Raw genomic sequence first — 21,336 nt, forward strand, 5'->3', positions numbered from 1 at the left:
CCTCCTCACTTATCTGTTGATGACACTACTCCCGCCGCTTCTGCAATTTTAGAAGGGACATCGGCCTCTGCCATCGAATACGCCTGCTTTAAGGCATTATAAAAAGCATTGGCATTGGATGAACCGTGCGCTTTAATCACAGGGGCTTTTAAGCCGAATAACCCAGCGCCCCCATACTCGGTGTAATCCATTTGATCTTTTAAACTGTAAAGCTCGTTTTTCAGCAAACCGGCTCCCAATTTTGCTTTCAAAGAAGAGGTCAGGGCCGTCTTCAACATGGAAAAGACCGATAAAGCTGTGCCTTCAATTGTTTTGAGCACCATGTTGCCCGTAAAGCCATCTGTCACCACCACATCAGCTACACCGTTTAATAAATCCCGGGACTCCACGTTGCCGACAAAATGGAGCTCCTCCTGCTGTTTCAGCAACACAAACGCTTCTTTAGTTAAGTCGTTTCCTTTTTTCTCTTCCGTGCCGATATTTAACAGGCCCACACGCGGTCTCGCGATGCCTCGTACTTTTTCCGCGTAAATCGAACCCATAATGGCATATTGGAGCAAATGCTCCGGCTTGGCATCGACATTCGCTCCGAGGTCAAGCATCACAAACCCCTTGCCGTCAACGGTCGGCAAAGTCGGAGCGAGAGCCGGACGCTGAATTCCATCAATGCGGCCCACAACAAACAGCCCGGCAGCCATTAAGGCTCCTGTATTGCCGGCAGACACACAAGCAGCCGCTTCGCCATCGGCGACTGCCTGTGCCATCATGACCATGGAAGCATTTTTCTTGCGGCGTACAGCCCGCACTGGCTCATCGGTTCCAAGAATGACTTCATCTGTATGTATTACTTTTGCCCGGCTATTTGCCGTCAGCAAGGGAGCGATCTGCTTTTCATCCCCGTAAATCAGCACTTCCAGGTCCGGCATTTCTGCCAATGCTTTGTTTGTGCCAAGAATGATCTCCTTCGGTGCATGATCGCCGCCCATTGCATCTATCGCTATTTTCATTATCCTTCATCCCCTGTTGTCATATTGGAACGGTACATAGTAAATTCACCTTGAAAAACAAGCTCTTGACCGACATAGCTGTTCACTTCAACAATTGTCCGGTCATTCGCTGCTTGTATATCAATGACCTTTGCCTTAGCCACGACTCGTTCTCCTTCGTAAACTGACCGTTTAAAACGAATATTGGCTTTGGCAGTCAGAGCCAATTCATCGTTGATCACCGCTACAGCAAGAGAATTCGCTTGAGCAAATACATGATGTCCGCGGGCGATTCCATTTCTAGTAAAGACATGTTCTCTTTTTACATCAAAAATAGAAATGGCACTCTTATCCAATTCAATATCAACAACATCACCAATGACTTCTTCAATCGGCAATGACCGGACTTCATTAGTCAGTCTCTCTTCTGCTACGTGTTTAATTCTTTCCCGCAGCTCCGGGATCGACAGTTCCATTCGGTCCAAACGGATCGTTTGCACACTCACTTGAAACTGCTCAGCCAATTCTTCATCTGTTATAAATGGATTATCAGCAATTGTTTCCTGCAACTGAATCTGTCTTTCTTTTTTTGTACGTCTCATGTTTACACCATCCGATATTAGGACTAGGTACTAACAGTAGTATAAAAGCAAAAAAAAGAGAATGCAAGGAAAAACTTGCATTCTCACGCGCTATCAGCGAACGCGAGTCTTCCTTGCTCCTCTTAGCAGCCAGCCAGCCGTTGACACCTTACTAATCTAGCTTCTCACCAGAAAGGGCGCCGGATTCTTCCAAGTGCCGGCGCAGCGGCTCATACTCTTTCTCTTTCCAAAACGCCTGTGATTCAATCATCCGCTTTGCGTCTTCTCTGGCCACTTCAAGCGCCCGGTAATCATGCACCATATCAGCTACTTTAAATTCAGGAAGACCGCTTTGTTTTTTCCCGAAAAAGTCACCCGGTCCCCTTAATTCTAAATCTTTCTCACTCAACACAAACCCGTCGTTTGTTTCCGTCATAATCTTCATGCGCTCCTGGCCAATCTCTGTCTTTGGATTAGCCAGCAAAATACAATAAGATTGTTCACTTCCCCGGCCAACACGCCCGCGCAGCTGGTGAAGCTGGGAAAGGCCGAACCGCTCTGCATCATAAATGACCATCATCGTCGCATTTGGCACATTTACCCCGACTTCTACTACCGTAGTAGAGACTAGAACGTCCACCTGCTGCTCTGTAAAAGCCTTCATTACCGTCTCTTTCTCCTCTGCAGGAAGCCGGCCGTGCATTAAGCCGATCTGGTAGCGGCCATGAAAGTATTGAACGAGCTGCGCATGAACATCGAGCGCGTTTTGCAAATCAAGCTTTTCCGATTCTTCGATTAACGGACAAATCACATAGGCTTGCCGGCCTTTGACCAGCTCTTTTTCCATAAAACCAAGTACGCGATCGAGCATTTCCTCCTTGGCCCAATAGGTTTCAATTTCCTTTCTTCCAGCCGGCATTTCATCAATGATAGACACATCCATCTCACCGAACACCGTAATCGCCAGCGTCCGCGGAATAGGGGTAGCCGTCATAAAAAGAACATCAGGACTTTCTCCTTTTTCGCGGAGAATGCGGCGCTGATTTACACCAAAGCGATGCTGTTCATCCGTGATTACCAGACCGAGGTGATGGAAGCTCACCTCTTCCTGAATGAGCGCATGCGTGCCGACCAAAATATCGATCTCCCCGGATTCTAGGCGTGCCAGCAGTTCTTTTCGCCGTTTTCCCTTCACTGAACTTGTAAGCAAAGCGATATTTACATCCATTTTTTCAAATAGCTGACTGAGTGATTCAGCATGCTGCTCTGCCAGAATCTCTGTCGGCACCATCAACGCGCCTTGAAAACCGGCCGTGACGCTCGCATACAGGCAAACAGCGGCCACCGCCGTTTTTCCGCTTCCAACGTCTCCCTGAAGGAGCCTATTCATGCGGTACGGCGATTTCATATCAGCACAAATATCGTTCACTACCCTCTTTTGGGCATTAGTCATCGAGAAAGGGAGCGATTGAATAAAACGTTTCAGCTTATGAATATCGTAGGCTTGGGCAATTCCTGCTGAATGTTCCCTTTCGAATTTGCGCAATGCCTGCATCTTTAACTGGAAATAAAGAAACTCTTCAAAAACAAAGCGCCGCCTCGCCTGCTTCATTTCCCTTTCGGATGCCGGGAAATGAAGCGACCTTAATGCCTCCCGGCGTTTCAGCAATTTATACTGTTGGAGAGTTTTTTTCGGAAGAGTTTCCTCTATATGCTCACTATACTGAGACAAGGCGAGTCCGACGTATTTGCGGAAATTCTTTTGCGACAGCGACCCCTTTAATGAATAGACCGCTTCAAAATCGCCTTGTTGGTTATGGGGGCCTGCCGCAAAGTGCTGGGCAGTAATCGTTTGCCGGTGCTTATCCCATTTCCCTGTAATCGTTACAGTATCATTTATATTGATCTTGCTTTTCAAATAAGGCTGGTTAAAAAAGGTCACAGTGACTAAATAGCGACCAACCAGCAATTTAAAAGTTAAGCGTGATTTTTTCTTTGAATAAAACATAGAGGACGGCTGGCTATGAACCTTCCCCTCTACCGTTACCCGTTCCTCATGGCCGACCTCAGCTAAGTCTCTCAGCCGGTAATCTTCATAACGGGACGGAAAAAACTCAATTAAGTCTTTAATGCTTTTAATTCCCAGCTCATTTAATGTGAGAGCTGTTTCCTTGCCGATCCCTTTTAACACATCTACCGGCTGCAAGAGCGGTGATAAGTTAATCTCGGGACTGGAGCGGTACTCCATAAATTTTCGCCTCCAATTTACGCCCGGTAGGTGTGGCTGCCAAACCGCCGCCGGCCGTCTCCCGCAAAGCGGAAGGCATCGTCTGGCCTATCTTATACATGGCATCAATCACTTCATCACAAGGAATCCGGCTCGTGATGCCGGCCAGCGCCATATCTGCCGCTACAATGGCATTGGCTGCGCCCATGGCATTCCTTTTCACACAAGGGACCTCTACAAGCCCGGCTACAGGATCACACACAAGTCCGAGCATATTTTTTAACGTAATGGCCATGGCTTCTGCACACTGTGATGGTGTGCCGCCTGCCATTTCTGTAATCGCCGCAGCTGCCATGCCGGAAGCAGAACCAACCTCAGCCTGGCAGCCGCCCGCTGCCCCGGAAATAGACGCATTATTGGCTACAATATATCCAAATGCCCCAGCTGTGAATAAAAAACAGATCTTCTCTTCACGGGAAGGCTGAAGCTTCTCTTGTACCGCAAACAGGGTGCCAGGAACAACTCCGGCGCTTCCTGCAGTTGGTGTGGCACAAATCGTTCCCATAGCTGCATTTACCTCATTGGTAGCAACTGCTTTACTCACGGCATCAAGCAAGAGAGGACCTGCCAGCGTATTTCCTTTTTGAATATATTGCTGCAGCAGCACAGCATCTCCCCCGGTTAAGCCAGAAAGAGAATGAACCCCTTTTAATCCCCGCTCGATAGCCTGTTCCATCACATCCAGGTTTTTCCCCATTAATTCCATAATTTCCTCGCGGGATTTTCCCGACACTTCCATTTCCTGCTCAATCATAAGGTCGGAAATCTTCTTTTGGCGGTCTTCAGCCAATTTAACTAATTCAGCTGCGTTTTTAAACAAAGTGACCATTCCTCCTCTTAGCTGGATTAAGGGGCTTGTTAATCAGCCACTCTTGCTACTTGTGTAATATGAGGCAAGCGTCGAATCTCTTCTAATACTTCCTCACTGATCGTCTGATCGACTTCAATCGTCATCAAGGCCATTTCTCCAATCCCTTTTCGGGATACTTGCATATGGCCGATATTAATGTCGTGCTTAGCCAACTCATTGGAAACGGTTGCAATAACACCTGATCGGTCATGGTGAACAACAAGAATTGCTGGATGATGCCCTGTTAGCTTAAGTTCAAAGCCGTTTAATTCAGTAATTTCTATTTTTCCGCCTCCAATGGAGATACCGACGAGCTCCATTTCTGAACGGTCGTCTCCAATTCGGACCTTGGCCGTATTCGGATGATCCGGAATGCTCTGTTCTTTTACAAACTGTATATCTATGTTTTGCTCTTTAGCAATTTCCAATGCATTCTTAATTCGTTCATCAAACGTATCAAAATCAAGAAGGCCGCCGACAATGGCCACATCCGTTGCGTGTCCTTTAAACGTTTCGGCAAATGAACCATAAAAAGAAATAACCGCCCATTGCGGTTCTCTGCCAAATAAGCTTCTGGCTACCCGGCCAATTCTTGCCGCTCCGGCCGTATGCGAACTTGAAGGACCGATCATAATTGGCCCGATAATGTCAAACACGCTTTTATATTTCACCTTGCCGCCTCCTTTAGTGCTGATTGTTTTCAAACTAGCTGGCCTATCTATATACCCTTTAAACCCAGCCGCTGAAAGGCTTGGTTATGATAGCAACAATCCTCTTTATTTTACTATGATCAGGCTGAAAATGCACACAAAGAGGAAGAGAGAGCGCTTCTCTTCCTTCAGACCGTAGACAAACTCAATGAAAACTGAAGTTTGCACGCCGGCTTTTTTAGTTTGCTTGTGGATGAAGGCAGTTGATTTCCATTCTAGGCGCTTCATTTTCCGCGGGGGCGGTGAGCCCGCAGAAGTCTTCTCGCCTTTCATTCTAATCAACAGGGTGGACAAAATTAGGGTCGCTTCAGACCCGCTTGTATCAGAGAATTATCGACTCAAAGAGGTCTATCTTTCTCTCAACTAACTTGATAACCCTTTAAAAAACGAAAAGTGGTTCGGAAGGAGATCCCTCCGAACCACTTTTTATTCCACTGCAAAGATAAATGAATAAAGCGGCTGTTTGCCGTTATGAATCTCCACTTCCACTTCTTCAAAGCTTTCTTCAATAAAGCGGGCTACTTCTTCCACTTCTTTGTCAGAGGCATCTTCTCCGTAAATGATAGTTACGATTTCCGCTTCTTCATCAATCATCTCTTGAAGAAGCTGTTTTGCCGCAGCCACTTTATTTTTATCCGTTAACAGAATTTTCCCATCAGCGATTCCCATAAAATCATCTTTGGCAATTTCAACGCCGTCAATATTCGTATCGCGAACGGCAAAAGTGATTTGTCCAGTTTTCACATGAGCAAGCGCTGCTGTCATAGCTGATTTGTTTTCTTCAAGGCTGGCTTCAGAATTAAAAGCCAACAAAGAGGACATCCCTTGCGGCACCGTTTTTGAAGGAACAACGATTGCCTCCATATCCACTACCTCAGCTGCCTGCTCAGCTGCCATAATAATATTCTTATTGTTTGGCAGAATGATCACCTTGTCGGCATTTACTTCTTCAATCGCCTTTACGATATCCTCCGTACTCGGATTCATCGTTTGTCCGCCTTCGATAACGGCACATGCTCCCAAGCTTTCAAATAGCTTGGCAACTCCCTCGCCCATGCAAACTGTCACAATGCCGATTTCCCGCTTGGCTTTCGGGACCGCCGCGACCGCTTCTTTTGCCGGGGCGCCGACAATCGCGCTATGCTGCTGGCGCATATTCTCAATTTTCATGTTGATTAAGCTTCCGTAACGCTGACCGTACGTTAATACCTCGCCCGGCTGCTCAGAATGAATGTGCACTTTAGCAATCTCCTCGTCAGCAATAACAAGCAAGGAATCTCCATATTCACTTAAGTCAGTCCGGAATTTATCTTCGGAAAACGGGCTTTGCTTCAGCTTGTCCTCTTCGAAACGAACCATAAATTCTGTACAATAGCCAAATTCAATGGCTGATGTATCCATAAAGCCTTGGACATTTTTATGATGAGCTGCACTCACAAGCTCTTCCATATTCGGAGTAATACCGGCTGTTTCGGAAAGCTTTTCTCCCTTCAGTTCTGCCAGGAAGCCTTCATACACAAGCAGCAGCCCTTGTCCGCCGCTATCTACAACGCCTACTTCCTTTAGCACAGGCAAATATTCCGGTGTCCGCGCTAAGGAGGCTTTTGCTTCTTCCACGAGCCCTTCCATTACAGCGATGATATCCGGCTGTTTTTTCGCCACAGCGACCGCTTTTTTGGAGGCATCTTTGGCTACCGTTAAAATCGTTCCCTCTACAGGCTTCATCACAGCCTTATAGGCAGTTTCAACACCAGCTTCGAAAGCCTGGGCCAGCTCTTTGCTTGTTATTTCCTGCTTTTGTTCAACTGATTTGGCAAAGCCGCGAAACAGCTGGGACAGAATAACACCTGAGTTTCCGCGTGCTCCCATCAGCAGTCCTTTAGATAAAGCGGCTGCGGTCTTGCCGAAATGAATGGTTGCATTTTGCTGAACTTCCTTCGCTCCCGAAGTCATGGACAAATTCATATTTGTTCCTGTATCTCCGTCAGGAACAGGAAATACGTTCAGCGCATCGACCATGTCGGCATGGGCTGATAAATGAGCGGCCCCCGCCTGAACCATGGCGGCAAACCGCTTTCCATCCAATGAAGTAATTGACACGAATCTTTCCTCCTCACACTCTACGGATTCGTCACGCGAACCCCTTGCACAAAAATATTTACTGCATCAACAGACAAACCGACCGTCTGATCAAGCGTATACTTTACTTTCGATTGCACGTTATTGGCTACTTCTGATATTTTAGTTCCATAGCTGACAATGATGTACATATCAATAAATACTTGGTCTTCTTCTTGGCGTACGATCACACCGCGGGCAAAGTTTTCCCGGCGCAAAATTTCAGTAAGTCCGTCTTTTATTTGTTTTTTTGATGCCATTCCCACAATACCGTAGCAATCCATCGCTGCTCCACCGGCAATCATGGCGATCACATCATTTGAAATATCAATCTGTCCGTATTTTGTTCTAAGCTCAATGGCCACTGGGACCCCCCCTTAAAATTGGTTGTAAGCTACAGACATTTTACTATACTTGCCTTTGTTTTAAAAGGAACACTTACCCGCACTATATCATTTCAAAAGAAGCAGGAGGATGTCAAGGTTTTTTTCTTGAAAGACTTTTCAAGAACAGTTGCATTTAAAAAAGTTGTATGGTAAATTATTAAAGTATCTTTCAGAATATCATGAAGTATTGAAACCATCTTTTCAGCTTCAACGGTGAGGAGTGAATAATATGCCAAAAAAATGTGTTGTAACAGGCCGTAAAGCTCGTTCCGGCAACACTCGTTCCCACGCTATGAACGCAAATAAGCGTACTTGGGGGGCCAACCTGCAAAAAGTTCGCATTTTAGTAGATGGCAAACCTAAACGTGTTTGGGTTTCTGCAAGAGCGTTAAAATCCGGAAAAGTAGAGCGCGTATAATAAGCTTTCCAACAGAAGAAAACCGGCTGGTATCAGCCGGTTTTTTCTATTGAAAAACGATTAGCCGCCGCATGATGGGCTCGCTCATCGAGGAAATTTGTGCGTGCGCCGGCGCAGGCGCTGCTGCTTTTCATCCAGCTTAGCGCCCGGCTCCGGGCACGCACTCCCCTTTTCTAATAAAAATGAAACATGGCAGCACAGAAAAGCGAATGTGCTGATCGGAGCCAGTCCGGCTCTTTCATCGTTCGTTTCATCTATCTGTTGTTATGGCCTGCCTCTACTTTTTCAGTGTTCCAAGCATTGCCCGGACGAGCCCGCCAAGAAATTTAGGCAGTTTAATGGTATAAAATTTCATGATTGCCACCCCTCCAATTTAAAGCTGCTCAATCATCAGAACTTCTTATCACCATTAATATGCCGTCTGTAAAAGAAAAAGTACCACTTTCTCCCTCTAATTCATTGCTTACATATAACGTCGACCCTAATTGCACAGTATGGTCCGACAGCGGATATTTAAAGCCTTCGAGCGTCAACCCTTTTACTTCCTTCGTTACCGGGAAGAAAGAAAAATATTTGTAGGCTGGGTCCTGCCACACCTTTCTTCTAACCGGCCCGTGACAAACCGACAGGCGGTTCAGACGGTCAACGACCTCCACCTCCAGATCACCGGAAACCACCTTCTTATTTGCAAGCAAGCTCACCGTTCCAAAAAAATGATCAAGCCGGCCTCCGGTTGCTCCTAAAACAGTCAACTGCTTGGGATGAAGCGAAAGCGACCATTGTAAAGCAAGCTCCAAATCCGTTTCATCTTTTTCAGCAGGAAAAGTATGTATACTCTTGACTTCTTGCTGGATATAATTCCACTCTTCTTTAGAAACAGAATCAAAGTCCCCAAATGCAGCTTGAGGGGTAATTCCCCGGTTCAGTAAATATACTGTTCCCCGATCTACCCCAATCCAGTAAACATCGCCTTCATCAAAGGCGTTCATATCAGGCAATTCCTTTTCCGGTCCGCCGGCTGCTATTATTACTCTCAATACCTGGCCACCTCCAATCTAAAGATGCTTCCAGAAACAAATAAGAGCCGCATCAAACGGCTCTATTTTCATCATACTTACATCGTAGCCGACAACCGAATGTCGGTAATCGCCTGCTTCCGGTCGGCTTTATTATAGACAGCTGATCCGGCTACTAATACATCTGCGCCTGCATCTGTGCACAGCTTTGCCGTTTCTGTATTTACACCGCCGTCGATTTCAATCAGCACATCCAGCCCTTTCTCCGTAATCATCTGTTTTACTTCCTGAATCTTCGGCACGACCGAATGAATAAAGGACTGGCCTCCGAAGCCGGGATTCACTGTCATTAATAAAACAAGATCAATATCTTCTATAATGTATTCCAATGCAGAAGCCGGAGTGGCCGGATTCAAGACTACCCCTGGTTTTACCCCAAACGAGCGAATAAGTTGAATTGTGCGGTGCAAATGCGGACAAGCCTCGGCATGTACAGTAATATAATCAGCTCCCGCCTTTGCAAAAGCTTCAATATAGAGATCAGGATTCTCAATCATTAAATGTACATCCAATGGGAGCGTTGTAACAGGCCGGACCGCTTCTACAATCAGCGGCCCGATCGTAATATTTGGAACAAAATGTCCGTCCATTACGTCAACATGAATCCAATCCGCTCCGCCTGTCTCTACTTCTTTAATTTCTTCTCCCAGCTTGGCGAAATTAGCTGACAAAATCGATGGGGCAATCTTTACCATATTAATACCTCGGCTTTCTTTCTTTAATTTCATCCATAAATTGCAAATAATGCTCATATCGGTAAGAAGGAATTTCTCCGTTCTCAACGGCCGCTTTCACGGCACATTTTGGCTCGTTAATGTGCAAACAGCCTCTAAATTTACAATTGTGACTGCGTTCAACCATTTCAGGAAAATACTGAGGAAGGTCCTCTGCCTCAATTTCAGTCAATTCCAGAGAACTAAACCCTGGTGTATCAGCAACCAGACCATTTTCAACGTTGATCAATTCCACGTGCCGCGTCGTATGCTTTCCTCGGCCAAGAGAATCGGAAATATCGTCTGTTTTCAATGACAGTTCCGGCTTGAGAGCATTTAATAATGAAGATTTGCCAACACCGGATTGCCCTGCAAATACTGACGTTTTCCCTTCTAAATGAACTCTTAATTCAGCAAGAGTAGCTAAGTTTTCTGAAGAAGTAAGAATGACTTCATATCCGAATGAACGATAGTCTGCTGCATAACAGTCAATAGCCGCTTCCTCTTCTTCATTTAGAAGATCCATTTTCGTAATGCAAATAAGCGGCTCTATTTGTTTTGATTCAATCAAAACGAGAAAACGGTCAAGCAGTGCTGTGCTGAACTCTGGTCTGGCAGCAGAAAAAACAAGAATGGCCTGATCAACATTCGCAATCGGCGGTCTAACGAGTTCGTTTTTTCTTTCCTCAATTGCTAAAATATATCCCTCTAAATCGTTTTCCGCTTGGAATTCTACAAAATCTCCAACAAGGGGCGAGACTTTTCGCTTCCGAAACACTCCCCTGCCTCGGCATTGGATAATCCGGCCATTCGTTGACACATAATAAAATCCGCTCAGCGCTTTCACTATTTTCCCTTCAGGCATCCCGTTCCTCCTCTTTTCACTACTTGCCGGCAAACAGCTGTCCGCCGGCGCTCCTTATTCTGCGTTCTTAGACGAATTCGGCGCTTCCGCCGTCATCTCTTCTGTATCTTCTGGATAAGGAATGGTTTCATCAATGATCACTTTTTGATCGCGGATCACTTTATAACCAGCTTTGCTTTCCTTCGTTAAAACAAATTCCAATGTTTTCTTTAAATCTTCATGAATGGTCAGCACTTCAAATGGCTCTGTCATGCTGTGGTTCATATCTTCTATATATATTTGCACTTCCTGCGGCGCCCCTTCCTCTTCCGGCTCATAAGGAATCGTAATCTCTTTGGTCACTGTTTTCGGCGGTATTTCTTTTTTGCCTTTAGAGATCGTCACCTGCACCTTATCGCCTTTGTTAAGAGAGGTCCCGCTGCTTGGATATTGAGAAATAACCAGTCCCTTGGCTACGGAATCTGAATAATCTTCCTTCATAATAACGACATTTAAGCCCGTTGACTCAGCGTAATCTTTTAAACTTTTTTCATTATAATCCGTTAAGTCGATAAGCTTAATCTTTTCCGGGCCGTTGCTGACTGTGAAAGTAACCGTGGTCTCTTCAGGGATCACCTTATTGTCCGGCTCCGGGTCCTGGTCAATAATCGTGCCGGCTTCGCTTTCCTCGTCATGGACCACTTGTTGTTCCACTTTCTTAAAGCCGGACTTTTCAAGCTCGGCTTTCACCTCATCGAAGGATTTGCCGCGATAGTCAGCAAAGGAGACCGTTTCTTTTCCTGAGCTGATATAAATATTGACTGTATCGCCCTCTTGTATCGTTCGCCCGGCTGCCGGATTGGTTTTAATAACTACTCCTTCAGGTACTTCGTCGCTGAATTGCTTTTTTGTTTTTCCAACTTTAAAACCATCAGTTACAAGCCTGGACACCGCTTCATCAAGCTCCTTGCCGCTGACATCCGGAACCTTGACCTCCTTGGGGCCAAATAATGAAGGGCCGAAAATGATCGCTGCAGCAGCCAAAGCGGCAAGCAGAAGGAAAACGGACAAAACGACAGGCCATCGTTTCCGCTTTTTCTTCTCTTTTGATTTTTTCGGCGGCTGCTCGTCTTTTGGCTCAACAGGATGAACAATCGTCGTGTCAAGCCCTTCAGAAAGCTCACTGTCTGTAATGACCGGAATAGCTTTCGTTTTTTCATCGTCTTCGTTGATGGAAAACTTTTCTTCGTTTGCTCTGTCTGGGTCAAGAGCTGTCGCTAGATCCTGCTCCATTTCTTCGAGACTCGCATACCGGTGAAAAGGATCCTTCGCAGTCGCTTTTAATACAATATTCTCTACGCTTTGCGGAATCGCCGGATTCCATCTTTTAACCGATGGTGTCTCAGCTTGTAAATGTTTAAGTGCCACCGATACAGCCGATTCTCCCGAAAACGGCAGCTGCCCCGTGAGCAATTCAAACATTACAATTCCTAAAGCGTAAATATCTGATTTTTTCGTAGCCATGCCTCCCCGTGCTTGTTCGGGGGAAATATAGTGAACGGAGCCAAGAACCGCGTTTGTCTGCGTAATAGACGTAGAACTTAACGCCATAGCAATGCCAAAATCCGTAATTTTCACATTGCCTTCCCGGTCCATCAATATATTGTGCGGCTTGATATCCCGATGGATAATGGAATTATGATGGGCAAAAGCAATAGCTGAGGCCAGCTGCTTCATGATATCGATTGTTTTTTCAACCGGGATCGGCGAATGCTGCTGGATATACTGCTTCAGCGTCATTCCGTCCACGTATTCCATAACGATATAATTAATGCCCTCCTCTTCTCCCACATCGTAAATATTGACGATATGCGGATGAACGAGGCTCGTAGCTGATTGCGCTTCTCTCTGAAAACGCCGGATAAATTCTTCTTCATTTACGAAGTCAAGCCGCAGCACTTTCAGGGCGACTTCTCTTTCCAAAATGATATCCTGCGCCAAATACACATTGGCCATGCCGCCGCCGCCAATCATCTTAATGATCTTATAACGGCCGCCCAGCCGCTTTCCGATTAACATACTGGTCTCACCTGCTTTCAAGGCCAGCAGAATGTTCGAGGATCACAAGAGTAATATTGTCTTCTCCTCCGTTTTCATTTGCCATTCGGATGAGGGATTCAGCTTTTTCCTCAATGGAAAGCTCGGCTTCTAAAATCCGCTGCATTTCTTGCTGTGCCAGTTTATTGGATAAGCCATCTGAACATAGAAGAAGCGCATCTCCCTGTTCAAACATCACGGTGTAGTAATCAGCCATGATATCACGCTCTGTGCCGAGTGCACGGGTCAATACATTTTTTCGGGGATGATGCTCCGCATCTTCCTTTGTAATTTCGCCAGATTTGACAAGTTCATTGACAAGCGAATGATCTTCCGTCACTTGGGTAAAGCCGCTCTCGTTGAATAAATAACCGCGGCTGTCTCCGATATTGGCAATCGTGCAAAAGCTGGCTGTGCATATAGCAGCAACAAGTGTAGTCCCCATCCCGCTGCACTCAGGAACATCTTTTGCATGGGCCAATACTTTTTCATTGCTTTGCAGAATAGCTGTTTTCAGCCAGCTTTCCGCCTGGCTGGCCGTTTCGATTGCTTCAACTGCTGTCCATAATGATCTCATCGTTTCAATAGCCATATGGCTAGCAATATCCCCGGCATTATGGCCGCCCATGCCATCAGCAACTATAGCCAGGCGGTCGCCCGCCGCATTCAAAAACACTCCGCCGTTGTCTTCATTATGAGGACGAATCCGGCCTTTATCTGTCCGAAAAACAGAGTCCATAGGGGCTCACCTCGTTTCTTCTGACCGTTCTTTCGCTCGCAGCTGTCCACAGGCCGCATCGATATCATGTCCTTGCTCGCGGCGAATGGTTACATTGATGCCGCGGTCTTTTAATGTCTTTTCAAATTCAAAAATTTTATTTTTCGGCGTACGCACATAATCGCGCTCCGGCACATAGTTAACCGGAATTAAATTCACATGGCACTTCAATCCTTTAATCAATTCGGCCAGTTCAATCGCATGGTCAACTGAATCATTTTCTCCGCCAAACAAACCATATTCAAAGCTGATGCGCCGCCCCGTCTTGTTGATGTAATAACGGACAGCTTCCATTAAATCCGGTAATTTGTAAGCTTTATTAATTGGCATCAGCTTCGTGCGCAGCTCATTATTCGGAGCATGGAGAGAGATGGCAAAGTTAATTTGCATTTCTTCATCAGCAAATTTGTAAATCTTCGGAATGATGCCGCTCGTCGAAACAGTAATATGACGGGCTCCGATATTTAAGCTCTTTTCATGATTAATAATTTTAAGAAAGGCAAGCATCTGGTCATAATTATCAAACGGTTCACCAATCCCCATAATAACGACCGAACTGACACGCTCGTCTTTTTCATCAAGTGCCTGTTGTACTTTTACGACTTGAGCAACAATTTCTCCTGCTTCTAAATGACGCTTTAAGCCGCCAAGGGTTGAAGCACAAAATGTGCAGCCAATGCGGCAGCCGACTTGAGTCGTTACACAAACAGAATTCCCATAATCATGGCGCATTAGAACGGTTTCAATAGAATAACCGTCATGAAGCTCGAACAGAAACTTAATGGTTCCGTCAGAAGATTCTTGCTGGATCAAGGTTTTTAACGTCGTAATGGCAAAATGAGCGGTCAGCTTTTCCCGAAGCTCCTTGGAAAGGTTGGACATTTCTTCATAAGAGGTGATCCGTTTTTTGTACAGCCAATCAAAAATTTGTTCCGCCCGGAACGGTTTTTCTCCTTGTTCTTTCAGCCAATCTTTTAAATCCTGCAATTGCAGTGAATAAATGGATGGCAGCTGCTGATCGTTCTCTGTTATTTCTTTTGCTGTTCTTGCTTGCTCCATTACTGCACCTTCTTTCGTAATTTACTGATAAAGAATCCGTCCCCGCCAAAGTCCTGCGGAAAAACCTGAAGCAGGTGCTGATCGGCCAACGGCTGAATAGCAGGCGGCAAATTTGTCAATGCTGCCGGTTCAAAATCAGTATGGGTTGCCAAAAACTGGTTCACTGTGCCTTCATTCTCTTCCTTATCTACCGTACATGTGCTGTAAACGAGCACACCGCCCTTTTTCAAAAGGGGCGCTGCCGCATGTAAAATATCTAGTTGAATCTTCTGCAGCGCTGAAAGGTCCCCTTCTGCCTTGGCATACTTAATATCCGGCTTTCTGCGCAAAACGCCAAGCCCTGAACACGGGGCATCCACTAAAATCCGGTCAAAGCTCTCTTGCGGAAATACGTCTCCGGCTTTGCGGCTGTCTAACGCCTTCGTCTCAATATTCGTCAACCCCAGCCGCTCCGCATTTTGCTGAATGAGTTTCATTTTATGTTCATGTAAGTCAAGAGCTGATACGGAGCCGCTGTTGCCTAACTTTTCGGCAATATGAGTCGTCTTGCCTCCAGGAGCCGCACAAGCATCCAAAATTCTTTCCTCCGGCTCAATATCCAGCGCATAAGCGACGAGCATAGAGCTCTCATCTTGAATCGTTGCCATTCCGCTCTCAAACACAGAGGAGCGGGCCGCATTGCCTTTTAAAATGCGCACAGCTTCCGGAAGAACAGTACTTGGCTCCGCTTCAAAGCCTTCCGCTTCTAAGCGTTGAAGCACCTCTTCCCTATCCGCCTTTGTTTCATTGACCCGCATGGTCTGCATCGGCGCTGTCAAGTTCATCTCGCACATTTCTCTCGTTTTCTCAGCTCCAAACTGTGACATCCAGCGCTGAACAAGCCACAAGGGATGGCTCGTTTCAATCGAAATTCGTTCCGCCTCGTCTTTAATCTCTGAAAAGCTGCGCAAACCATTTCTCTGCGCTGAACGAAGAATACCATTAACGAGACCGGCAATCCCCTTATGGCCCCGTTTTTTTGCAATCTCGACTGCTTCATGAATCACTGCGCGTTCCGGCACTTTATCAAGATAAACCATTTGATATAAAGAGAGCCGCAGCAATTGCTGCACCCATGGCTCCGGTTTTTTCTTAATGAACGGCGCCAGAAAAAAATCGAGAGTGTACTTGCGCTGAATCGTTCCATACGTAATTTCGGTTAAAAGCCCGGCATCCCTGCCGGAGAGACTGTTTTTTTCGATGGCTGAATGAAGCAGCAAGTTGCTGTATGACTGATTTTTTTCTACAGATTCCAGCAAATCAAGGGCTAATTCCCGCACCGATTTCTTCTTTTGCTTCATTACTTATTCCCCTAACTTTTTGCCTGGGGTCAAGTGTGAACCTGCCCCTCTTAAATATTGTTCCGCGGACATCCGCTTCTTCCCGGCCGGCTGTATATCTGTCACTAGAATAGCCGTCTCATCTCCGGCAGCAACAACGAAGCCGTCTGCTGTCAATTCCATAATCGTTCCCGGTTCAGCGCCTTTAGCCGCCTGCACTTTTTCTCCCCACCAGACTTTGATCACTTGGCCGTCCAGCGTCGTATAAGCAACCGGCCATGGGTGCAAACCGCGAATGTGATTATAAATTTCTTCGCCGGCTTTGTTCCAGTCAATTTTCTCCTGCTCCCTTTTAATATTGGAGGCAAAAGTGGCTTGTGATTCGTCCTGCTTCTTTGGCGAAACTTCGCCTGCCAGAAGCTTAGGCAATGTCTCCGCTAACAGCTTTGAACCGGCTTCGCTTAATTTATCGTGAAGACTGCCGACATGATCTGTTTCTTCTATTATAACCTCGGTTTGACTGATGATATCCCCGGCATCCAGTTTTTCCGCCATATACATAATGGTAATGCCCGTTTTTTTCTTTCCTTGCAGAATCGCATAATGAATCGGGGCACCGCCGCGCAATTCCGGAAGCAGGGAAGCATGCACATTAATACAGCCAAATTTTGGTGCATCAAGCAACTCATTTGGCAAAAGCTGCCCGTAAGCTGCTGTGACAATCACGTCAGGCTTCAGGTGAATAATTTGCTGCAGTTCTTCTGAATTTCTTAATTTTTCGGGCTGCAATATTGGAATATCGTGCTTCATTGCCTCCACCTTTACCGGCGGGGGTGTCAACACCCGTTTTCTGCCAACTGGACGGTCCGGCTGGGTGACTACCGCCTGAATAGAGTAGCCCTCTGAAATCAGCGTTCTTAACACCGGAACAGAGAAGTCAGGCGTCCCCATAAATACGATCTTTGTCATGACATCTCCTCCGCTTCTAATTCTTCTTCTGACACATACTTCTCTACTTTGGACGTGAATAACACGCCGTGCAGATGATCGATTTCATGCTGGATGGCGCGCGCTAAAAAACCTTGTGCCGTCAGTGTGAAAAAACGGCCCTTTATATCTTGGGCTTTCACTTTTACATAAGAGGGACGGGTAACGTAGCCGTATAAACCTGGAAAACTCAAACAGCCTTCAACATCTGTGTCGCTTCCTTTTGCTTCCTCAATGACAGGATTGATCAGCGTGATCAACCCATGGTCGTCTTCAATATCAACAATCGCAAGCTGCAGGTCCCTTCCAATCTGGGGAGCTGCGAGACCTACGCCATCTGCTGCAATCATTGTCTCGTGCATATCTTGTACTAGCTTCTTTAATTTCTTATCAAATTCGGTAACCGGCTCGCATTTCTTCTCAAGAATGGCGTCCGGGTAATATACGATAGGTAAGTGTGCCAAAAATAATCCTCCCTAATGATCAACCAAGCAGCTTTGTCTTCTACATCATAATAAAGGGATTTACATCTACTGCCACTTGCAGACCTTTATCATTATGCTGCTTTGTATAATGCTCCATCACTGACTTTAAAACATGGTTCAACTTTGGTTCCCGTTTGTATTTTATCAAACATTGGTAACGATATCTATTATTGATCCGTGCAATCGGCGAAGCAACCGGGCCAAGAATAATCGCCTCATTGGACAAGCGGGCTTGAATATAGTGAGTAATTTTCTCCGTTGCGCTTGATGCTGCCAGCAGATCCTCATGGCTGACAGTAACTAGAGCCAAATAGTAAAATGGTGGATAGCTGCCCAGTTTCCTCATGACCATTTCTTCCTTGTAAAATTGGTCATAGTCTTGCTTGCCGGCCAGCTGAATACTGTAATGGTCAGGTGTGTACGTCTGAATGACTACTTCTCCTTGAAGCTGGTGCCTCCCAGCCCTGCCGCTGACCTGCGTCAGCAGCTGAAAGGTCTTTTCTGCAGAGCGAAAGTCAGGGATATGGAGCATCGTATCCGCACTCAGCACCCCGACAAGCGTAATGTTTGGAAAATCCAGCCCCTTGGCAATCATTTGTGTTCCCAGCAAAATGTCCGCTTTTCCTTCCGCAAACTGCTGGAGCAGCTTTTCATGAGAACCTTTGCGGCTTGTCGTATCAACATCCATGCGCACCACCCGCGCTTGCGGGAGCAGTTTGCCTAATTCATCCTCCACTTTTTGTGTGCCGGTGCCAAAATAACGGATGTGCTCACTTTGGCATTCAGGGCAAGTGGAAGGAACCGGCTCTTCAAAGCCGCAATAATGGCACTTCATCTGATGGCTATACCGGTGATACGTTAAAGAAATATCACAATGGGGACATCCAGCGACATAGCCGCAGTCCCGACACATAATGAAAGACGAATGGCCGCGCCGGTTAAGAAAAAGAACGGTTTGCTCGCCTTTCTCCAACCGGTCTGTCAGCTTCTCAAACAGCGCGCGCGAAAACATGGAACGGTTGCCATGGCGCAGTTCTTCACGCATATCAACAATCTCGACATCCGGGAGACGCTGGTTGTTCATCCTGTTAGGCAGCGACAAAAGCTGATACACTCCTTTTTGGGCTCTGGCAAAACTTTCTAAAGACGGGGTGGCGCTGCCGAGAATGACGGGGCACTGATAAAACTTCGCCCTTTCAATTGCTGTCTCCCGCGCGTGATAACGAGGATTTTCTTCCTGCTTATAGCTGGTTTCATGCTCTTCATCGATAATAATAATTCCCAGATTTTCAAAGGGGGCGAACACAGCTGACCGCGCACCTACAACGACCTTTACTTCTTTACGCTGAATTTTGCGCCACTCATCATATTTTTCCCCGGCCGATAGTCCGCTGTGCAGGACGGCGACATCATCGCCAAAACGCCCTTTGAAACGATGGACCATTTGCGGCGTGAGCGAGATTTCAGGCACAAGAACGATCGCTTCTTTCCCTTTTTCCAATACACGTTGAATCGATTGCAAATAAATTTCTGTTTTTCCGCTGCCAGTGACTCCATAAAGCAGGAATGTTTCATGCCGCACATCTTCTATTGATCCTAGAATAGGAGCAATCGCCGTTTGCTGCTGGTCCGTAAGCGGAAGCGGTTCTGTTTGCTCAAATTGCCTGTTCTCATAAGGATCGCGATAGACTTCTTGGTAACGCTCCACGAGCAGTCCTTTCTCGATCAAGGCTTTTAGTGTGCCGTTCGAGGTGCCGGTTTGCTCCATCACTTCTTTTGCGGGGAGCAAAGGAAGCTCCGCGGCCTGTAAATAACTCAGCACATCTTTTTGTTTGCGCGCGTTTGCCGAAAGAGCGTTCATGCTGTCAGCCAGCTTATCGTCTGATAAGGCCAGTCCAATCATGCGAATGCTCTTTTTCTTTCCCTTGCTTGTTACTTTGTAAATCAGCTCCGCCCGGTTCGCCTTCACTTCTTGACGCAAAGCCGCAAGCAGTCCCTCTTTTTCCGCCATTTCCCAAGTGATTTCATCATGCCGGTGAAACAAGCTGAGGAGTTCTTCATTCATAGACGCTGCTGCTTCTCTAAGGCGGAAGACCTTTTCATATTTTGCCTTCATCGCAGCAGGAAGCATCGCCTGATAAGCTGAAATTTTAAAGCAAAGTGTCGTTTCTGTGAGCCAGTCAGCAAGCTTCAAAAGCTCCGGATTTAATACGGGCAGCAAGTCCATAGGTTCAATAATCGACTTGAGTTTTTTGGCGCTTGAGGCATTTTTCAATGCTGTAACGAATCCTTGGATTTTTCGCGGGCCAAACGGAACGATGACCCTCATGCCGGGCTGAATGAGCCCCTCCCATTTTTCCGGGATCTTATAATCAAACTCTTTATCGGTCTGCCTCGCTGCTACATCCACGATGACGCTCGCTACTTGCATACATGTTCACCCTTTTGCAAATCGGCCGCTGCCTCCAATAAAATTTCCCTTGCTGCTGCTTGTTTGGTCATTAAGTCAAAGTCTTTCTGGGTGCCGTCTTTTTTAAAAATAGAAATGATATTCGTCTCGGCACCGAATCCAGCCCCGGCCAGCTTAACATTATTCGCTACAATCATATCCGCCTGCTTCGTCTGCAGTTTTTTGCGCGCATATTCTTCCACATTAGCCGTCTCTGCCGCAAAGCCAATAAGCAGTTGATGTGTTTTTTCCTGGCCAAGCGTTTTTAAAATATCTTTTGTGCGTTCCATTTCAATGGTTAAGTCGCCGTCTTGCTTTTTCATTTTTTCCTCATAGACAACCTTGGGACGGTAATCAGCGACAGCTGCTGTTTTGATGACGATATCGCTTGCAGAGAACTTTTCCATCACTGCCTGATACATTTCCTCAGCGCTCTCCACCTTTTTCACTTCCACTCCCCGCGGCGGATCAATAGCAACAGGACCTGAAATTAAATACACGTCAGCTCCCATATCTCTGGCAGCCTCGGCTAATGCATATCCCATTTTTCCAGTGGATCGGTTCGTCAAAAAGCGTACAGGGTCAATAATTTCACGCGTTGGCCCCGCAGTAATCATGATCTTTTTATTTTTCAGCGGCTGCTCTTCTTTTTGTTTAAAGAATTGTTCCATCAGACCGACGATTTTTTCCGGCTCTTCTAAACGGCCTTTTCCCACATAGCCGCAGGCAAGGAAGCCTTCTCCCGGCTCAATAAACTGCCAGCCAAAGCTGGCAAGTACGGCGAGATTTTTCTGTACGGCCGGATGCTCGTACATATGCACATTCATAGCAGGTGCTATCCAAACAGGCGCCGTGGAAGCCAGCAGGGTGGTTGAAATCATGTCATCTGCTATTCCATTAGCAAGCTTTCCGATCATATTAGCAGTAGCTGGAGCTACGATAATCAGGTCAGCCCAGTCAGCCAAATCGATGTGAGCAATGACTTCCGGGTGCTTTTCATCAAATGTGTTTGTGTAGACATCGTTACGGGACAGCGCCTGAAAAGTGAGCGGTGTGACAAACTCGCAAGCAGAAGCAGTCATTGCCACCTTCACTTCAGCTCCTGCCTGCACCATTTTGCTCGTTAATGCCGCTGCCTTATAAACAGCAATGCCTCCGGTTACACAAAGCAAAATTTTCTTTCCACTTAACAC

At 46.3% G+C, this 21,336-nt stretch carries 20 protein-coding genes; 1 reads left to right on the plus strand and 19 read right to left on the minus strand.

Going from position 1 to position 21,336, the window contains the following annotated elements; all coding sequences use genetic code 11:
* Nucleotides 1-5 precede the first annotated feature (5 nt).
* The 7 genes from plsX to BBA02S_RS03060 all read right to left on the minus strand — a co-directional run bounded on the left by plsX (nucleotide 6) and on the right by BBA02S_RS03060 (nucleotide 7,897).
* Complete coding sequence (gene plsX, locus BBA02S_RS03025; protein WP_041099920.1) at nucleotides 6-1,007, minus strand: phosphate acyltransferase PlsX; 1,002 nt, start codon at nucleotides 1,005-1,007, stop codon at nucleotides 6-8.
* Entirely contained in the window at nucleotides 1,007-1,588 is a 582-nt protein-coding gene (fapR, locus tag BBA02S_RS03030) for a transcription factor FapR (protein WP_041099918.1), read from the minus strand. The genes plsX and fapR overlap by 1 nt, the downstream gene beginning before the upstream one ends.
* 151 nt (nucleotides 1,589-1,739) lie before the next feature.
* A complete protein-coding gene (gene recG, locus BBA02S_RS03035) occupies nucleotides 1,740-3,815 on the minus strand; it encodes an ATP-dependent DNA helicase RecG (protein ID WP_082040159.1) in 2,076 nt (691 codons plus the stop codon).
* Nucleotides 3,787-4,674: an L-serine ammonia-lyase, iron-sulfur-dependent, subunit alpha gene (gene sdaAA, locus BBA02S_RS03040; RefSeq protein WP_041099916.1), complete on the minus strand. Its 888-nt coding sequence runs from the start codon at nucleotides 4,672-4,674 to the stop codon at nucleotides 3,787-3,789. Before sdaAA ends, recG begins: the two co-directional genes overlap by 29 nt.
* 38 nt (nucleotides 4,675-4,712) lie before the next feature.
* A complete protein-coding gene (gene sdaAB / locus BBA02S_RS03045) occupies nucleotides 4,713-5,375 on the minus strand; it encodes an L-serine ammonia-lyase, iron-sulfur-dependent subunit beta (protein WP_041099914.1) in 663 nt (220 codons plus the stop codon).
* Nucleotides 5,376-5,840: 465 nt separating this feature from the next.
* On the minus strand, nucleotides 5,841-7,514 hold the full coding sequence (locus BBA02S_RS03055) for a DAK2 domain-containing protein (protein WP_041099910.1): 1,674 nt from the start codon (nucleotides 7,512-7,514) through the stop codon (nucleotides 5,841-5,843).
* A 20-nt stretch (nucleotides 7,515-7,534) separates the two neighbouring features.
* Nucleotides 7,535-7,897, minus strand: a complete 363-nt coding sequence (locus BBA02S_RS03060) for an Asp23/Gls24 family envelope stress response protein (RefSeq protein WP_041099908.1) — start codon at nucleotides 7,895-7,897, stop codon at nucleotides 7,535-7,537.
* Nucleotides 7,898-8,147: 250 nt separating this feature from the next.
* Between BBA02S_RS03060 and rpmB the strand changes: the two genes are divergently transcribed.
* Complete coding sequence (gene rpmB, locus BBA02S_RS03065; protein WP_041099906.1) at nucleotides 8,148-8,336, plus strand: 50S ribosomal protein L28; 189 nt, start codon at nucleotides 8,148-8,150, stop codon at nucleotides 8,334-8,336.
* Nucleotides 8,337-8,613: 277 nt separating this feature from the next.
* On the opposite strand, the gene spoVM is transcribed toward rpmB, so the two are convergent.
* From spoVM to coaBC, 12 genes are all read right to left on the minus strand, one after another.
* The gene (gene spoVM, locus BBA02S_RS03070; RefSeq protein ID WP_099098601.1) at nucleotides 8,614-8,691 is read right to left on the minus strand and encodes a stage V sporulation protein SpoVM; all 78 of its coding nucleotides are present in this window, start codon (nucleotides 8,689-8,691) and stop codon (nucleotides 8,614-8,616) included.
* 28 nt (nucleotides 8,692-8,719) lie between these two features.
* Nucleotides 8,720-9,373: a thiamine diphosphokinase gene (locus tag BBA02S_RS03075; protein ID WP_041099902.1), complete on the minus strand. Its 654-nt coding sequence runs from the start codon at nucleotides 9,371-9,373 to the stop codon at nucleotides 8,720-8,722.
* A gap of 77 nt (nucleotides 9,374-9,450) precedes the next feature.
* Nucleotides 9,451-10,107 carry a ribulose-phosphate 3-epimerase gene (gene rpe, locus BBA02S_RS03080; protein WP_041099900.1) on the minus strand — a complete coding sequence of 219 codons (657 nt, stop codon included), beginning with the start codon at nucleotides 10,105-10,107 and terminating at the stop codon, nucleotides 9,451-9,453.
* A 1-nt stretch (nucleotide 10,108) separates the two neighbouring features.
* Nucleotides 10,109-10,990, minus strand: a complete 882-nt coding sequence (gene rsgA, locus BBA02S_RS03085) for a ribosome small subunit-dependent GTPase A (protein WP_041099898.1) — start codon at nucleotides 10,988-10,990, stop codon at nucleotides 10,109-10,111.
* Nucleotides 10,991-11,044: 54 nt separating this feature from the next.
* The gene (pknB, locus tag BBA02S_RS03090) at nucleotides 11,045-13,048 is read right to left on the minus strand and encodes a Stk1 family PASTA domain-containing Ser/Thr kinase (RefSeq protein ID WP_052475266.1); all 2,004 of its coding nucleotides are present in this window, start codon (nucleotides 13,046-13,048) and stop codon (nucleotides 11,045-11,047) included.
* A gap of 7 nt (nucleotides 13,049-13,055) precedes the next feature.
* The gene (locus tag BBA02S_RS03095; RefSeq protein ID WP_041099897.1) at nucleotides 13,056-13,805 is read right to left on the minus strand and encodes a Stp1/IreP family PP2C-type Ser/Thr phosphatase; all 750 of its coding nucleotides are present in this window, start codon (nucleotides 13,803-13,805) and stop codon (nucleotides 13,056-13,058) included.
* Nucleotides 13,806-13,811: 6 nt separating this feature from the next.
* Nucleotides 13,812-14,903 carry a dual-specificity RNA methyltransferase RlmN gene (rlmN, locus tag BBA02S_RS03100; protein WP_041113098.1) on the minus strand — a complete coding sequence of 364 codons (1,092 nt, stop codon included), beginning with the start codon at nucleotides 14,901-14,903 and terminating at the stop codon, nucleotides 13,812-13,814.
* Nucleotides 14,903-16,243, minus strand: a complete 1,341-nt coding sequence (rsmB, locus tag BBA02S_RS03105) for a 16S rRNA (cytosine(967)-C(5))-methyltransferase RsmB (RefSeq protein ID WP_041113097.1) — start codon at nucleotides 16,241-16,243, stop codon at nucleotides 14,903-14,905. Before rsmB ends, rlmN begins: the two co-directional genes overlap by 1 nt.
* A 3-nt stretch (nucleotides 16,244-16,246) precedes the next feature.
* The gene (gene fmt, locus BBA02S_RS03110) at nucleotides 16,247-17,191 is read right to left on the minus strand and encodes a methionyl-tRNA formyltransferase (protein WP_041099891.1); all 945 of its coding nucleotides are present in this window, start codon (nucleotides 17,189-17,191) and stop codon (nucleotides 16,247-16,249) included.
* Entirely contained in the window at nucleotides 17,188-17,673 is a 486-nt protein-coding gene (gene def, locus BBA02S_RS03115) for a peptide deformylase (protein ID WP_041113096.1), read from the minus strand. The genes fmt and def overlap by 4 nt, the downstream gene beginning before the upstream one ends.
* Before the next feature lie 40 nt (nucleotides 17,674-17,713).
* The gene (gene priA, locus BBA02S_RS03120) at nucleotides 17,714-20,125 is read right to left on the minus strand and encodes a primosomal protein N' (RefSeq protein ID WP_041099887.1); all 2,412 of its coding nucleotides are present in this window, start codon (nucleotides 20,123-20,125) and stop codon (nucleotides 17,714-17,716) included.
* Entirely contained in the window at nucleotides 20,116-21,336 is a 1,221-nt protein-coding gene (gene coaBC / locus BBA02S_RS03125; protein WP_041099885.1) for a bifunctional phosphopantothenoylcysteine decarboxylase/phosphopantothenate--cysteine ligase CoaBC, read from the minus strand. The genes priA and coaBC overlap by 10 nt, the downstream gene beginning before the upstream one ends.

The sequence above is a fragment of the Bacillus badius NBRC 15713 genome, assembly GCF_001591605.1.
In the GTDB taxonomy this organism is placed as follows: Bacteria; Bacillota; Bacilli; order Bacillales; family Domibacillaceae; genus Pseudobacillus; species Pseudobacillus badius.